Origin of the sequence: Cupriavidus pauculus (genome assembly GCF_008693385.1) — a bacterium.
Taxonomy (GTDB): domain Bacteria; phylum Pseudomonadota; class Gammaproteobacteria; order Burkholderiales; family Burkholderiaceae; genus Cupriavidus; species Cupriavidus pauculus_D.
On record NZ_CP044067.1, the window covers coordinates 722938 to 736328 of the forward strand.

A 13391-nucleotide genomic window follows, 5' to 3' on the forward strand; every position below is an offset into this window, starting at 1 on the left:
TCAATTCGGAATCTGGGACGTGGGCATCGCGGACGGCATCGGACCGGTAACGCTACCGGGCGCCGCGGACATGAGCTTTTCGATCTGGATGGCGGCAACCTGCATCTCGTACTGCGCGGCGATAAGCTCGTTCCGCGCATTGCGCAGCACACGCTGCGCATCGATGAAGTCGAGAATGCCGCGCTCGCCGAAGCGGTACGCGGCTTCCGCCACGCCCAGCGCGGATTCGGCTTCGCGCACGATGCCGGACTCCAGCGCCGTGACCTGCGCCTGCGTGATCTCGTATTGCCGGTATGCGGTGTCCAGTTCCTGCATGAGCTCGAACTGGCGCGCTTCCAGCGCGGTCTGCGCCTGCGTGGCCTGCGCGGTGGCCTCGCCCACGGGGCCGCTGCGGCGGTCCCACAGCGGAATGGTCATGACCAGGCCGACCTGCGTCACCTTGTTGTCGGGCTGGCGATCGGTCTGCGCGCGCACCGAGACCTCGGGCCAGCGCAGCGAACGCTGGTAGTCCACGCCGAGACGCGCTTTCTCCAGTTCCATGCGGCGCTGCGTCAGTTCCGCGTTGTTGCTGAGCATCGTCTCGTGGAGGATGCCGAGCGCCGGCACGGTGGGCGAGGTGCCGAGCGTACCCTGCACGTCGAACAGCGACGGCATGCCGCCGCCCACCTGCTGGCGCAGCCCGGCCTTGGCCTGATCCACGCGCAGCTCGGCCGTCTGCATGTTCTTCTGCGCGGTGAGCAGTTCGGTTTCCGCCTTGATCAGCTCGTAGCGCGGAGCCTCGCCGACTTCCACGCGCAGCCGGGCGCGCGAATGGATCTGCCGCATCATCTCGAGGTCCTGGCGCGCGGAGTTGAGCTCCGATTCGCGGCGCAGCACCTGATAGAACGATGTCTTGACGCGGGCCGCGAGGTCCGACCGGAACCCCTGCCGCTGCGCCTGCGATGCCTCGAGCCCGCGGCCCGCCATTTCCTGGCGCAGGCTGCGCTGCTGCGGATAGTCGAACTTCTGCACCACGGCGTAGGTCGGCGCGGCGCCGCTCGGCACGTCGGACTGGCGGCCCTGCAGGCGGCCGTACATCAGTTCGACCTGCGGGTTCGGATACGCGCCGGCGGACGTGATGGCCGCGGACGCGGCATCCACGCCGGCCTGTGCGGCGTCCACGCCCTTGTTGGTGGACTGCGCCAGCGCGAGCACTTGCTGCAGATCGAAAATCGTGACCGATTGGGTCGTATATGCGGGTGGTGTCCGGACCGCGGCCGGCGCGGTCGTCGTGGCCGGCTGCTGTGCCCATGCGGACACGGCTACCAGCGACAACGACGCTGCCCAGGTCAGCGTTATCTTGTTCTTCATGTCGAAAGCAATCGAGCGAAACGGTTGCCCCACGCCCGCCAAAGGCGGATGACGTCCCTGGATGCCATGGCATCAGGACGAGAGCATGGCGCCATACAGGCGCTAAGGGCAAGGATGCGACCCGCCGTGTCCGGTCGTTACCGGACAGACGGCGGATGCCGTGAAGACGTCAGACGAGGGCGTCAGGCGGCCTGAGCAGGCTCGCCGGCCGGCTGGGAGCCCGGCCACCGGAAGGTGCCACGTAGGTGGCTACGGAGAATTGAACGGGAGGAACGGGCGGCAGCACGAACAGCGCGCTGGACTCCTCGATCTCGTCGAGCATGTCCAGCGGGTCGAGCAGGTCCGCGGACCAGATATTGCAGTAACCGGGCGGCGGACCGTTATCGACGAAGATTTCCTCGACCTCGAGCGGGTCGTCGCCGGGCAGGACGATCTGCTCGGCGGCATCGCCGTCATCGAAAAACCCGGTGGCCACGACCGCATCGGACTGCGCCACCGCCTCCATGACGGCGTCCGCCGCAGGTGCATCCGCGCGCACGTTCGCCGCTGCCGAGAACGACAGCGCGGACAGGCACAGGGCAGTCAGCAGGTAGACGACGAAACGCATGAATGGGGGCGCGCGTTGGAGGGGTTACGACGGGAGAACCACGTGGCAGGCGAATTGCTGCGACACAGCATTGTAACCGAACGAAACATTGACCCCGCAGATTCATAGGAGTTCCGCGACTTATGCTGCGAACGCCTCCCGATTCGACTGCACGAAGTCCGCCACGGTTTGCGGGGACTGGCCGGTCACCTGGGCGATCACGCCGTCCACGCCCGAGAAGATGCCGTTCTGATAGTCCACCGCCGTGGCCAGAAAATGCTGGATCAGGAATTCCGGCAGGTTGTACGACTCCAGATGCGCGCGGTACTGCTCGAGCGTGGACGGTGCGTACGTGATGGTCCGGCCGAGGACCTTGCCGATTTCGGCGGCGATTTCCTGCTGGCTCATTTCCACCGGCCCGAACAGCGAGTAGATGCGGCCGATATGGCCTTCCGGCTGCGTCAGCACGCTCGCGATAAAGCGGGCCTGGTCTTCCGCCGCGATCGGGGCGTGGCGGCCGTCCCCATAGGGCAGCGTGATCTTGCCTTCGTTCACGAGCGGGTCGCGCACCCACGGGAATGTCAGCCACTCCGAGAAATACGTCGGACGGATATGCACGGTGGGCACGCCCGACCAGTCGAGCACGCGCTCGGCAATCCAGTGGTCGCGCGCCGCATGGCTCTTCGAGTCCTCGCGCGCCGAGATCTGCGACATCTCCACCACGACCTCCACGCCCGCGCGCTTGGCCGCATCCGCGAAGTAGGACGTCGCCTGGATATAGCCGGGCCGCACGGGATAGCACAGATATGCCCCGGACACGCCCTCCATCGCGTGGATCACGTCGTCGTGCTCGAGCAGGTCGCCCACGAAGATTTCCGCGCCCTGCGCGCGCAGCGCTTCACTGCGCTCGTCCTCCTGATGCACGAACGCGCGCACCGCGTGACCCTGCTCCAGCAGTTGACGAATGGTATGGACACCGGTCTTGCCCGTTGCGCCCGTGATCAGATATTTGCGTTGTGCCATGAGTTGCTCCTGTCGAGGTAATGGGTGTCCGACAGCGTCAAATCGCATCGAGATGCCGTTTGACATCGTTCAAAAGCGCCACTGAAGCGTCGGAATCTTCAATGACGCGTGACATCGTGATCGCGCCGATCATTGCCGCCAGCGCGAACGCGGCGGCGGATTTCGCCTCGTTCGGGGACTTGTCCGCGAAGCGTCTGGCAAGGGTGTCGCGCAGGTCGTCGAACCCCTGCGTGGCGGCCCGCCGTGTCTGCGTGTCCGCGTGGGCCAGTTCGCTGCCCATGGCGGCCAGCGGGCAGCCGCCGGTCGGCGTGTCGCGGTGCGCCGTGGACACGTAGGCATCGACCAGCGGCGCGATGCCGGGCTTCGCGCCCTGCTTTCCCGCCGCGGCTTCCAGTCCGGCAATGACTTCGGCCATGGCCTGCGTACAGGCCTCCGCCACCAGCTGGTCCTTGGACGCGAAGTGCCGGTAGAAGCCGCCCTGCGTCAGGCCTAGCGGTGTCATGACGTCGTTGAGCCCCGTCGCCTGAATGCCCTTGAGCCGAAACTCGCGTGCGGCCATCTCGACGATGCGCCGGCGTGTTTCCGCGGTTTCCGCTTTCGACTTTCTCATGTTCGCCCCTGTGCCTTCGATTGTTTGTGGTCGCTAACCATCTTATTTAGATGGTAGTCACCATCTATTTGGAAGTCAAGGAAGTTTTAGATGGGGATTGGCACATTCGACGTCCGCTTCCGCTCCACCGATCTGTGGCCGGAAGGCGGTAGACTCTCGCCTTCCGCCCATCTTTGGCGCCTCTGCCGATATCCGCGTGACACGCTGCTTCGCGATTTTCTCGTTTTTCTCCGTCCTCGCCCTTCCCTCCCTTGCCCTCGCGCAATCCCAAGGCATCGATATCACGTGCGATCCCGCCACGCGCGGCAGTGCGACGGCCGCCGAGCGGCTGATCTGCGATCACGCGCTGCTGTCGATGGGCTATCGCCGGATCTTTGCCGATCAGCAGCGCATGCTGCGCGAGCAGAAGATCACCGACGATGACGTGGCAGCGTTCCGCAAACAGCGCGACGCCTGCACCACGCTGGACTGCCTCGATGGCGTGTTCTCCGCATGGAAGCAGAACACGGCGAATCTGAAATCGGGCCGCAGATAAACCGCCGCATCCGGCGTTTTGAACACTTCTGAAACGACACGGAAACCTTCGCCGATGGGTCGGGTATCGTCGCGACCGGTACGCTCGACAGCTATTGGTTCAACCTATGACGGACATTGGAAATGGGTCTTTGACCCAATAGCAAGTAGCGACCATTCTTAAGCCATCGCTTAACGCATTGCATCGCTCGATGCAGAGCACTTGTCCCACCCATCTGGAGTTGAAAATGAAGCGCGTTCTTCTTGCCATCGCCGGCGCCACCGCCCTTGTCTCTTCCGTTTCCGCCTTTGCCGGTCCCGACTGGACCGTCATCGATCGCGCCCGTACCTATGCACACCAGCAGCAAGTGCAACAGGCCCAGCTGCAGCATCAGCTGCAGGAAGCCCGCAGGGCATCGGGCAGCAACGCCAAGGCTGGCTGAGCCTGACGCGGCTCCCCGCCCCTGTCACCGGACGCATTCCCCGAGGGGTCTGCCGGGCCGCGTGGCAACGCGGGTAAGGAAAAGGCGACGGTCGTCCAGCCGTCCCGCGACCGAATGGTCATCGCGCCGCCGTGGGCTTCCACCAGACGCTGGCTGATCGCGAGGCCCATGCCCATGCCTTCCGGGCGGGTCGTGAAGAAGGGTTCGAAGACCCGCGGCAGATGCCGCGGATCGATGCCGCAGCCGTTGTCGGCAATCTCGAACCACACGGGTCCGTTGCGCGCGTCGCGATGGTCGCCACACTGGTAGGCGCGTATGCGCAGATGTCCGGTGCGCACCGCGGCGACCGCCTCCAGCGCGTTGGTGAGCAGGTTCAGCATGACCTGCTGGATTTGCACACGGTCCGCCAGTACGTCGGGTAGCGATGAGGCGATATCCACGTCCATCCGCTCGGCGTGCGCGAGGCGCGACAGCGGCACCAGCGGCACGGTTTCGTCCCATGCGGAGCGCAGCGACAGCGGCTCGACCTCGCGCTCCGTGCGCCGGCTCAGCGCGCGCAGTCCGCGCAGCACCCGCTCCGCGCGCAGCGCCTCCTCGCGCATGCGTTCGACGCCCTCCGATACCTCCTTCAGATCCACGGTCTCGTGCGACAGCCAGCGCAGCGACGCATCCGCATCGAGCGAGATCGCCGCGAGCGGCTGCCTGAGTTCGTGCGCGATGGATGCGGCCATTTCGCCCAGCGTGGACAGGCGGCTGACATGGGCGAGCATGTCCTGCAGCCGCGCGAATGCGGCGCGCTGACGCACGACCTCGCGCCGCATCGCGCGCACGCGCATGGCCAATGCCAGCGTCGTCACGGCCAGCACGATGGCCAGCCAGATCATAGGGTGAGTGCGCGAGGGCGGCGTACGGCGAGCGCGTCGGCCATCGTCACCAGTTCCGCGAACGAGTCCGCCTGCATCTTGCGCATGACCTGCCCACGGTGGATCTTCACCGTCGCCTCGGTAATGCCGATGGCGCTGGCCACCTGCTTGTTCAGCAAACCCGCCGTGGCCAGCGACATGACTTCCTGCTCCCGCGGCGTGAGTTGCGCAAAGCGTGCCCGCAGCGCGCGCACCCGCGAGTCCGCCGAGCGGCGCGTGCGATCCACCTCCAGCGCGCGGTGCACGGCGTCGAGCAGTTCCTGGTCGCGGAACGGCTTGGCGATAAAGTCGCACGCGCCGCCCTTCATGGCGGCGACACCCATTGCAAAATCGGCATAGCCGGAGATGAAGACGATCGGGATCGGATGCTGGCGCTGGCGCAGCCGCGCCTGGATCTCCAGCCCGCTGATGCCGCGCAGCCGCACGTCCAGGACGAGGCAGGTCGGCACGTCGGGCGGCGTCAGCGCCAGCAATTCCTCGGCGGAAGACAGCGTTTCGTAGCGCAGGCCGACCGAGCGGAACAGGTTGGCCAGCGCCCTGCGCATGGCCGCCTCGTCATCGACAGCCAACACGAGTCCCTCGTCATCCAAGTCCGACAGCGCTGCGGGAATGGCATGAAACGTCACAGTACACCCCCTTCGTACCTTTGGCGAATCCGCGCATATTCTTCTGACTATCCAGAAAATGTATGTCGGTTGCGGGGCGCCCGCCACAAAAAGCTGTGCTTCGGCGCATGAAGTGCGACTTTGGTATGACTTCGAACCGACCGTAGTGGTAGCGCCCGCGCGTCCGCGTGCACATACATTGAGACCACATGACTCCGCCCGTCGCCCGCCGTCCGCCGCCATGCAGAACTCGTCAATTGTGGTGCCCCTTGTCTCCGTCGTGGAGGACGATGCCGGCGTAAGAATCGCGCTCGGCGGGCTGATCCGTTCGCTGCGGCTGCCCGTTGCGCTTTATGCGACGCCGCGCGGATTCCTGCAATCGCCGCGGCTGGCGGCCACCACCTGCCTCATTGCCGATATCGAGTTGCCCGCGATGACGGGCTTCGCGCTGTACGAGTCGTTGTGGGCGGCGGGGCTTCGCATGCCAGTGATCTTCATGACGGGCGCGGCGGACGAGACGTACCGCCAGCGGGCCGCGCTATTGAACGCCGCCGCGCTGCTGGAGAAGCCCTTTCTGCCCTCGGCGATGGTGGGGGCCATCGAGCATGCGCTGGCGCTCTCACCTTCCTGAGGGCGCGGGCATGGAAAAAACGCCCCGTGCGGGGCGTTGGTGCGGGAGGACCCGGGCTTCAGGCGTCAGGCGCCGTCGGAAAACGAACTGCGCGGGCCGACACGCGCACCATCGACGAACGGGTTGCGTTCGCGAAGGCGCGCGCCATCGGTGTACGGGTCGCGCGGTCCCGCGCGATCGGCGCGGGCCAGATGATCGAAGACCTGCAGCGTGCGGGCCGGCGGCGCGCTGACGCCGGTGCGATCCTGCCCGGCGTGGGCGTTGCCGGACAGCGCGACGCCGAGGGTCAGCGTCATGGTGGCTACAACGAGCGTGCGTGCGAAGTGGGACGTCATGATCGAACTCCTGTGGATGGGATAACTGGATATCTGCGGCGCGTTGCCGTTGAGACCAATGTAGGAGCTACCCACTCGCGACACTAGGACCAGGAATGACGTTTCACTGACAACCGATGGTTGATGATCAGCGCCTGGCGATCGACGTGCCGCCCAACCCCAGCAGCCGATCGCCGGGCCCACCGCTCGCCGCCACGACGAAATCGATAAAGCGCCGCACGCGGACGGGCATATGGGTGCGATGCGGGTAGTACATGTAGAGGCCGACGTTGTTGCTGTCGTACTGCGGCAGAATCGCGACGAGCCGCCCCGCCGCCAGATCCTCCTGCACCATGTACGCGGACAGCTGGCCGATGCCGATGCCCGCGCGCACGGCTTCGATCTCGGTCTCCACATCGTTGAAGGTCGCCACGGCCGGCACCTCGAGGTAGACCAGATCGCCATCGATCGTCAGTTCCCACGGGATCGTCCGGCCCGTGACGGGCCGCCGGAAGCCCGTGCACTGGTGCCGCTGCAGGTCCTCGGCGCGCTTCGGTTCGCCATGCCGGGCCAGATATTCGGGCGAGGCGCAGATCAGCAGCGGCAGATCGCAGAGCTTGCGGGCCACGAGGTTCTGGCCCGGGCTGGTCCCGGCCCGGAAGCCCACGTCAATCCGCGATTCCACGAGGTCGGTAAAGAGATCGCTGGCCACGACGTCGAACGTGATGCCCGGATACTGCTGCCGGAACTGCCGGATCAGCGGCACCAGCACGCGCACGGCCACCGAATGCGGCGCGGTCAGCCGCAGCATGCCGTCGTCCTCGGCCCGGCTGCTCCGCACCTGTTCGAGCGCTTCGTCGAGCTGCCGCATGCCCGGATCGGCCAGTTCGAACAATCGCGCGCCTTCGGTCGTCAGGCTCAGCTTGCGCGTGGTCCGATGCAACAGCCGCACGCCGAGTTCGTCCTCGAGCGTGCGCACGGCCTTGCTGACCGCCTGCGGCGTGACGCCGGCTTCCACCGCGGCCTGCGCGAAGCTTTTGGCCCGGACCACGCCCAGGAACAGTGTCAGTACGCGCGCCTTGTCCATGTTTGGCAACTGAGGGTTGGGAATGATGCGTGACTATAGCGCGCAGGGCGTCGATTCCGGCTAGGGAAAGTCCTATCCCACAAGCGTGTCGGCGCGACTCTACAATAAGTCCATATTGTAGTTAAGTATTCCATAATATGGACAACGGAAGATTCCCATGCCGCTCGATACGCCCGACACAGAACCGCTGACGCCCTACCAGTATCCGAACCCGCCCGATGCGTTGCCCGAGATCGTCGTGCCGCAGGCCATCCCGACCGACGAGCGCCTGTGGGTGCCGCAGGCCGAGAATGTGTGGTTCCGGCCGCTGTGCCTCAACGCGAGCCAGGGCTACTGGATGAATCTGCTGCGCGTGCGGAAGTCCGGCGTGCTGAGCCGCCATCGCCATCCGCAGGCCGTGCATGGCTTCGTGCTCAAGGGGCGCTGGAAGTATCTCGAGCATGACTGGGAAGCGGTCGAAGGCAGCTACGTGTTCGAGCCGCCCGGCGAGACGCACACGCTCTATGTGCCGCCCGATGTGGAGGAGATGATCACGTATTTTCAGGTGAACGGCGTCATGTACTACACCGACCCGTGGGGCAAGGGCATGGGGTACGAGGACGTGTTCACGAAGATCGAGATGTGCCGCAAGCATTTCGAAGCCGTGGGCCTCGGCGCCGACTATGCCAACCAGTTCATTCGATAGCGGCGCAGTCCGATGAACGCGACGCCAAGGGGCCCCCACGCGCGCTACGACTTCTCCGGCACGGTGGCCGTGGTCACGGGCGGCGCGGCGGGGATCGGCGCGGAAATCGTTGCGCAGCTGCGCGCGCATGGCGCGACCGCGATCGTCTGGGATCTGCCGAACGCGCTCGACGATACCGGCGACGGCCTGTCCAGCGCCGTCGATGTGACCCGGCCCGACACGCTGCGCGCGGCCGCGACGGCCGCCCTCTCGCGCTGGGGACGCATCGACTGCCTCGTCAACAACGCGGGTTACGCGGGACCGACCGTACCGCTCGATGCGTACGACCCCGCCGAGTGGCAGCGCATCGTCGAGATCGACCTCGTCGGCGTGTTCCATGCGTGCCAGGCCGTGGTGCCCGCCATGCGGCAGGCGGGCTACGGGCGCATCGTCAATATCGCCTCGCTCGCGGGCAAGGAAGGCACGCCCAACGCGTCGGCGTACAGCGCGGCCAAGGCTGGCGTGCTCGCGCTGACCAAGTCGCTCGGCAAGGAGCTCGCGATGGAAGGCGTGCTCGTCAATGCGATTGCCCCGGCGGCCGTACGCACGCGCCTGCTCGAGCAGATGTCGCCCGCGCATGTGCGCACGATGATCGACAAGAGCCCGATGCATCGGCTCGGCGAGCCCGACGAGGTGGCGGAGATGGTGCTGTGGCTGTGTTCGGCGTCGTGTTCGTTCAACACCGGCGCGGTGTTCGACCTCTCCGGAGGCCGCGCGACCTATTGATTTCGTAGTGCCCTAAAAATAGACCAGACAGGAGACAAGCCTCATGAAAACTCTCGCGTTCCGCCTAGGTTGCGGCATTGCGCTGACCGCCGCCTGCGTTGCCGGCCCGACCGTGCAGGCGCAGAGCTACCCGACCCATAGCGTCGAGCTCGTCGTGCCGTTCCAGGCCGGCGGCGGCACCGATGCGCTCGCGCGCGCGTTTGGCGAGTCTTCGCGCAAGCATCTGCCGCAGAGCGTGATCGTGGTCAACAAACCCGGTGCGAGCGGGTCCATCGGGTGGGCCGACGTGGCCAACGCCAAGGCGGACGGCTACAAGCTGTCGCTGCTGACGGCCGACCTGACCATCGTGCCGCACCTGGGTCTGACCAAGCTCACGTACGAGAACTTCACGCCGATCGCGCGGCTCAACGCCGATCCGTCGGCGATTACCGTGCGCAGCGATTCGCCGTACACCACGGTGGAACAGTTCCTCGATGCCGCGCGCAAGAACCCCGGCGGCATGCGCGTGGGCAATGCGGGCAGTGGCTCGATCTGGCATCTGGCCGCGGCGGCGCTCGAGGACAAGACTGGTACCAGGTTCAACCATATTCCGTTTCAGGGCGGTAATCCCGCCGTGCTCGCGCTGCTCGGCGGACATATCGATGCGGTGACGGTGAGCCCCGCGGAGGTCTATGCGTATGTGTCCGCCGGCAAGCTCAAGACGCTTGCCGTGATGGCGGACCAGCGCGTGAAGGGCTTCGAGAACGTGCCGACGCTCAAGGAGCGCAAGGTCGATCTGTCGATCGGCACGTGGCGCGGGATTGGCGCGCCGAAGGGGACGCCGCCCGAGGTCATCAACGTGCTGCGCACGGCGGCCGCGAAGACCGCCGCGGAACCCGCGCTGCGCGAGATGATGGACAAGCAGAACCTCGGCTTTGCCTATGCGGACCAGGACGAGTTCCGGGCCGCGATTGCCAGGGACGATGCCTACTTCAAGGCGCTGATCGCCAAGCTGGGATTGAATCCATGACATTCGAAGCCAACCTGTTTGCGGGCAAACGCGCGCTGGTCACGGGCGCCACGCAGGGCATCGGCGCGGGGGTCGCCAACCGGCTCGCGAGCCTCGGTGCCCGCGTGACGGCCACGGGGATCGATCGGGGCGATGGATCGCTCGATGGGTCGATCGATATCCAGATTGCCGACGTGAGCCAGGACGCCGACGTGGCCGCGCTGATCGGCGGATTCGACGGGCTCGATATCGTCGTCAACTGCGCGGGCATCATTCGTCGCGGGAACGAGCATGACGTGGATGTGTTCGCACAGGTGCTGGACGTCAACCTCACGGGCACGATGCGCATCTGCTCGACGGCGCGCCCGTTGCTGGCGGCGCGCAGGGGCGTGATCGTCAATACGGCGTCGATGCTGAGCTTTTTCGGCGGCGCGCTGGTGCCCGGTTATGCGGCGAGCAAGGGCGGTGTGGCGCAGCTGACCAAGTCGCTGGCATTGGCGTATGCGGCCGATGGCATTCGCGTGAACGCGGTGGCGCCGGGGTGGATTGCGACGCCGCTGACGCAGGCGCTGCAGGACGACCCGTCTCGCGCGGAGCCGATTCTTCAGCGGACGGCGTTGGGGCGTTGGGGCACGCCTGAGGATGTGGCGCAGGCGGTGGCGTTCTTGTGTGCGCCGGCGGCGGGGTTTATTACGGGGGTGATATTGCCGGTGGATGGCGGGTATATGGTGAGTTGAAGGGCGCCCTCTCCCCCGGCCCCTCTCCCCGAGGGAGAGGGGAGAAAACCTGAACCAGCAGGTAATCAAACGTCGCGGCCACCGGCCAGGGCCGGGGTTTCCGCGACGCGTAAGCCGATCTCCCGGCAGGCCGCGATCAGCGGTGTCACGTAGGCCGCCACCGGGTCCTCTTTCTGGCGGAACCGTAGCGTGCTCACGCTGACCGCCGCGATCGGGCGGCCCTGTGCGTCGACGATCGGCGCGCCGAAGCAATGGATGCCCGCTTCGTTCTCTTCGTCATCGACCGACCACCCCTGCGCGCGGAACGCGTCCAGTTGCGCGCGCAGGGTCTTCGCGTCGCCGATCGAGTTCGGCATATAGCGCTTGAACTCCAGCTGCGGGATCAATGCATCGAGCGCATCCTGCGCGAGCGCGAACAGATACGCTTTTCCCACCGCCGTCGAATGCATCGACACCGACGTGCCGATGCGCGACGCCATGCGCACCGCGCTCGGGCTCTCGAGCTTCTCGATGTAGATCATCGTGTTGCCATTGGGCACGGCAAGATGCACGGTCTCGCCCGTGACATCGCGCAATGTCTTGAGCGCCTCCACGGCCGCCACGCGCAGATCGGAACGCGACCAGCTGCGGCTGGCCAGCTGCATGAGCCGTGGCCCCAGCGACAGCGTGTTGTCGCGCGGATTCTCGCGCAGCATGCCCTCGGCCACGAGCGCCGCGACGATGCGATACACGGTAGGACGCGGAAATTCGCCGTCGCGCGCGAGCGACGCGATGGTGACGGGCTCCTCGGCATCGGCGACCTGCTGCAGCACCACCATGAACTTGGAGAACGCGGCGGTACCGGCGACCTTGGCGGGAGAGGAAGCGGTCATGAGCAATGGCGTGGATGTCGGTGGACAGGCAGCCATTATCGCGCATGCGGACGCAAAAAAACGCCGGGGCGCCATGCCGCGGCGTTCAAAGGACAAGGAAAGTGCGTGGCGATCGTTGTCAGAAACGGTGACGGATGCCCATCAGTACACCGGTCTGGTTCTTGCCGGGCACGGTGCTGCCGAAGCCGCCGGTGCCCAGATCGGATCCATCCTTGTTGCGCGTGTAGGCAAGGTTCAGATAGGCGTCGGTGCGCTTGGAGAATGCATAGTCCGCCGACACGATAAACAGCCACGGATCGGCGCCGGAATTGCGAAAGTCCTGGTAGTACGCGGCCCCGGTCAGCGACCATGCGGCCGTGATATCCCACGAGGCGCCGGCCCAGTACAGGTTCGACGAGGTGGCCGCGTTCGGCGCCGTATGGATGCGGCCATAGCGGTATCCGAGGTACGACTTGACCGGACCGATCACGTAGGTACCGACCAGCGCGGCCTTGCGCGTGTGATCGTCCTTCGTGGCGACGGTCTTGCCGTCCTGCTCGTCGTACACGGCCGCGATGGCCAGCGGACCGCTCTCGTACGCGAGGCTCGCGCCGTATTCGCGGCCGACCTTCGGGCTGCCCGGCACTTCGCCATTCACGCCAGACGTACCGTCCGCGCCAAAGCTGTAGAGCAGCTTGGCCGTGACCGGGCCGAACCTGCCCGTGTACTTGAGCGAGTTGTCGGCGCGGGACTGGAACACGTCGTCCTGCACGCCGATCGAGTAACGCGTGGAGATGCCCATCGGGTCGTACTGCACGCCGATGTCATACATCGGCGTCATATGGCGACCCAGCGTCAGCGTGCCGAATTGCGACGCGTCCAGACCGATCCATGCCTGACGGCCGAACAGGCGACCGCTCTGCCCGCTCTTGCCGTCATCGATGCTGAACCCGCTTTCCAGCGCAAAGACCGCGCGCAGACCGCCGCCCAGGTCTTCGGCACCGCGCAGCCCGCAGCGCGACCCCGACAGATTGCCGGACTGCATCCGCACCACGCTGTTGCCAGCGCCCTTCTGATGATTCACGAACTCGACACCCACGTCGGCCACGCCATACAGCGTGACGGACGTCTGCGCATACGCGTGACAACCCAGGCCCGCCAGGGCCACTGCTACCAGCTCTCTCTTCATGCTCTCGGTTTCCCCTAGTGGTGGCCGCCAACCGCTGATTGATCGCGGATGTGTCAATGCCGAGGCAGATTGTTCCAGCGAGCGATGTCAT

The 13391-nt window shown here is 65.9% G+C and carries 17 protein-coding genes; 7 read left to right on the plus strand and 10 right to left on the minus strand.

The window, feature by feature from the left end; translation table 11 throughout:
- The 4 genes from FOB72_RS21505 to FOB72_RS21520 form a co-directional block, all read right to left on the minus strand.
- Complete coding sequence (locus FOB72_RS21505) at positions 1–1350, minus strand: TolC family protein (RefSeq protein WP_150374736.1); 1350 nt, start codon at positions 1348–1350, stop codon at positions 1–3.
- 169 nt (positions 1351–1519) lie between these two features.
- Positions 1520–1957: an auxiliary protein of the heavy metal cation-transporting efflux system HmyCBA gene (locus FOB72_RS21510; RefSeq protein ID WP_150374737.1), complete on the minus strand. Its 438-nt coding sequence runs from the start codon at positions 1955–1957 to the stop codon at positions 1520–1522.
- 120 nt (positions 1958–2077) lie between these two features.
- The gene (locus FOB72_RS21515) at positions 2078–2959 is read right to left on the minus strand and encodes an NmrA family NAD(P)-binding protein (RefSeq protein ID WP_150374738.1); all 882 of its coding nucleotides are present in this window, start codon (positions 2957–2959) and stop codon (positions 2078–2080) included.
- Positions 2960–2996: 37 nt separating this feature from the next.
- The gene (locus FOB72_RS21520) at positions 2997–3569 is read right to left on the minus strand and encodes a TetR/AcrR family transcriptional regulator (protein ID WP_150374739.1); all 573 of its coding nucleotides are present in this window, start codon (positions 3567–3569) and stop codon (positions 2997–2999) included.
- Between the two features lie 196 nt (positions 3570–3765).
- Here FOB72_RS21520 and FOB72_RS21525 point away from each other — a divergent pair, with 196 nt between their 5' ends.
- Together FOB72_RS21525 and FOB72_RS21530 are read left to right on the plus strand one after the other, a co-directional pair.
- Positions 3766–4104: a hypothetical protein gene (locus tag FOB72_RS21525; RefSeq protein ID WP_150374740.1), complete on the plus strand. Its 339-nt coding sequence runs from the start codon at positions 3766–3768 to the stop codon at positions 4102–4104.
- A gap of 226 nt (positions 4105–4330) precedes the next feature.
- Complete coding sequence (locus tag FOB72_RS21530; protein WP_150374741.1) at positions 4331–4525, plus strand: hypothetical protein; 195 nt, start codon at positions 4331–4333, stop codon at positions 4523–4525.
- On the opposite strand, the gene FOB72_RS21535 is transcribed toward FOB72_RS21530, so the two are convergent.
- Together FOB72_RS21535 and FOB72_RS21540 are read right to left on the minus strand one after the other, a co-directional pair.
- Positions 4474–5409 carry a sensor histidine kinase gene (locus FOB72_RS21535; RefSeq protein ID WP_150374742.1) on the minus strand — a complete coding sequence of 312 codons (936 nt, stop codon included), beginning with the start codon at positions 5407–5409 and terminating at the stop codon, positions 4474–4476. The genes FOB72_RS21530 and FOB72_RS21535 overlap by 52 nt on opposite strands.
- Positions 5406–6020, minus strand: a complete 615-nt coding sequence (locus FOB72_RS21540) for a response regulator transcription factor (protein WP_223851739.1) — start codon at positions 6018–6020, stop codon at positions 5406–5408. Before FOB72_RS21540 ends, FOB72_RS21535 begins: the two co-directional genes overlap by 4 nt.
- 295 nt (positions 6021–6315) lie before the next feature.
- Between FOB72_RS21540 and FOB72_RS21545 the strand changes: the two genes are divergently transcribed.
- The gene (locus tag FOB72_RS21545; protein ID WP_191002372.1) at positions 6316–6684 is read left to right on the plus strand and encodes a response regulator; all 369 of its coding nucleotides are present in this window, start codon (positions 6316–6318) and stop codon (positions 6682–6684) included.
- 65 nt (positions 6685–6749) lie between these two features.
- Here FOB72_RS21545 and FOB72_RS21550 read toward each other — a convergent pair whose 3' ends face one another.
- Both FOB72_RS21550 and FOB72_RS21555 read right to left on the minus strand, forming a co-directional pair.
- Positions 6750–7019 (minus strand): hypothetical protein, encoded by a 270-nt coding sequence (locus FOB72_RS21550; protein ID WP_150374745.1) that lies wholly within the window; start codon positions 7017–7019, stop codon positions 6750–6752.
- A 127-nt stretch (positions 7020–7146) separates the two neighbouring features.
- Positions 7147–8085: a LysR family transcriptional regulator gene (locus FOB72_RS21555; RefSeq protein WP_150374746.1), complete on the minus strand. Its 939-nt coding sequence runs from the start codon at positions 8083–8085 to the stop codon at positions 7147–7149.
- Between the two features lie 157 nt (positions 8086–8242).
- Here FOB72_RS21555 and FOB72_RS21560 point away from each other — a divergent pair, with 157 nt between their 5' ends.
- Genes FOB72_RS21560 through FOB72_RS21575 form a run of 4 tightly spaced genes read left to right on the plus strand, consistent with a single transcriptional unit; the run spans position 8243 to position 11260 of the window.
- Entirely contained in the window at positions 8243–8770 is a 528-nt protein-coding gene (locus FOB72_RS21560; RefSeq protein ID WP_150374747.1) for a 2,4'-dihydroxyacetophenone dioxygenase family protein, read from the plus strand.
- A 12-nt stretch (positions 8771–8782) separates the two neighbouring features.
- Positions 8783–9535, plus strand: a complete 753-nt coding sequence (locus FOB72_RS21565; protein WP_150374748.1) for an SDR family NAD(P)-dependent oxidoreductase — start codon at positions 8783–8785, stop codon at positions 9533–9535.
- Between the two features lie 43 nt (positions 9536–9578).
- On the plus strand, positions 9579–10544 hold the full coding sequence (locus FOB72_RS21570; protein ID WP_150374749.1) for a Bug family tripartite tricarboxylate transporter substrate binding protein: 966 nt from the start codon (positions 9579–9581) through the stop codon (positions 10542–10544).
- Entirely contained in the window at positions 10541–11260 is a 720-nt protein-coding gene (locus FOB72_RS21575; protein ID WP_150374750.1) for an SDR family NAD(P)-dependent oxidoreductase, read from the plus strand. Before FOB72_RS21570 ends, FOB72_RS21575 begins: the two co-directional genes overlap by 4 nt.
- 65 nt (positions 11261–11325) lie before the next feature.
- Here FOB72_RS21575 and FOB72_RS21580 read toward each other — a convergent pair whose 3' ends face one another.
- Together FOB72_RS21580 and FOB72_RS21585 are read right to left on the minus strand one after the other, a co-directional pair.
- On the minus strand, positions 11326–12132 hold the full coding sequence (locus FOB72_RS21580) for an IclR family transcriptional regulator (protein ID WP_150374751.1): 807 nt from the start codon (positions 12130–12132) through the stop codon (positions 11326–11328).
- 118 nt (positions 12133–12250) lie between these two features.
- A complete protein-coding gene (locus FOB72_RS21585; RefSeq protein WP_191002373.1) occupies positions 12251–13300 on the minus strand; it encodes a porin in 1050 nt (349 codons plus the stop codon).
- Positions 13301–13391 lie beyond the last annotated feature (91 nt).

What these genes read in the sequence shown, in the direction of transcription:
- FOB72_RS21505 (WP_150374736.1), bottom strand. Translation starts at nt 1,350, where the DNA reads ATGAAGAACAAGATAACGCTGACCTGGGCAGCGTCGTTGTCGCTGGTA.
- FOB72_RS21510 (WP_150374737.1), bottom strand. Translation starts at nt 1,957, where the DNA reads ATGCGTTTCGTCGTCTACCTGCTGACTGCCCTGTGCCTGTCCGCGCTG.
- FOB72_RS21515 (WP_150374738.1), bottom strand. Translation starts at nt 2,959, where the DNA reads ATGGCACAACGCAAATATCTGATCACGGGCGCAACGGGCAAGACCGGT.
- FOB72_RS21520 (WP_150374739.1), bottom strand. Translation starts at nt 3,569, where the DNA reads ATGAGAAAGTCGAAAGCGGAAACCGCGGAAACACGCCGGCGCATCGTC.
- FOB72_RS21530 (WP_150374741.1), top strand. Translation starts at nt 4,331, where the DNA reads ATGAAGCGCGTTCTTCTTGCCATCGCCGGCGCCACCGCCCTTGTCTCT.
- FOB72_RS21535 (WP_150374742.1), bottom strand. Translation starts at nt 5,409, where the DNA reads ATGATCTGGCTGGCCATCGTGCTGGCCGTGACGACGCTGGCATTGGCC.
- FOB72_RS21550 (WP_150374745.1), bottom strand. Translation starts at nt 7,019, where the DNA reads ATGACGTCCCACTTCGCACGCACGCTCGTTGTAGCCACCATGACGCTG.
- FOB72_RS21555 (WP_150374746.1), bottom strand. Translation starts at nt 8,085, where the DNA reads ATGGACAAGGCGCGCGTACTGACACTGTTCCTGGGCGTGGTCCGGGCC.
- FOB72_RS21560 (WP_150374747.1), top strand. Translation starts at nt 8,243, where the DNA reads ATGCCGCTCGATACGCCCGACACAGAACCGCTGACGCCCTACCAGTAT.
- FOB72_RS21565 (WP_150374748.1), top strand. Translation starts at nt 8,783, where the DNA reads ATGAACGCGACGCCAAGGGGCCCCCACGCGCGCTACGACTTCTCCGGC.
- FOB72_RS21570 (WP_150374749.1), top strand. Translation starts at nt 9,579, where the DNA reads ATGAAAACTCTCGCGTTCCGCCTAGGTTGCGGCATTGCGCTGACCGCC.
- FOB72_RS21575 (WP_150374750.1), top strand. Translation starts at nt 10,541, where the DNA reads ATGACATTCGAAGCCAACCTGTTTGCGGGCAAACGCGCGCTGGTCACG.
- FOB72_RS21580 (WP_150374751.1), bottom strand. Translation starts at nt 12,132, where the DNA reads ATGACCGCTTCCTCTCCCGCCAAGGTCGCCGGTACCGCCGCGTTCTCC.
- FOB72_RS21585 (WP_191002373.1), bottom strand. Translation starts at nt 13,300, where the DNA reads ATGAAGAGAGAGCTGGTAGCAGTGGCCCTGGCGGGCCTGGGTTGTCAC.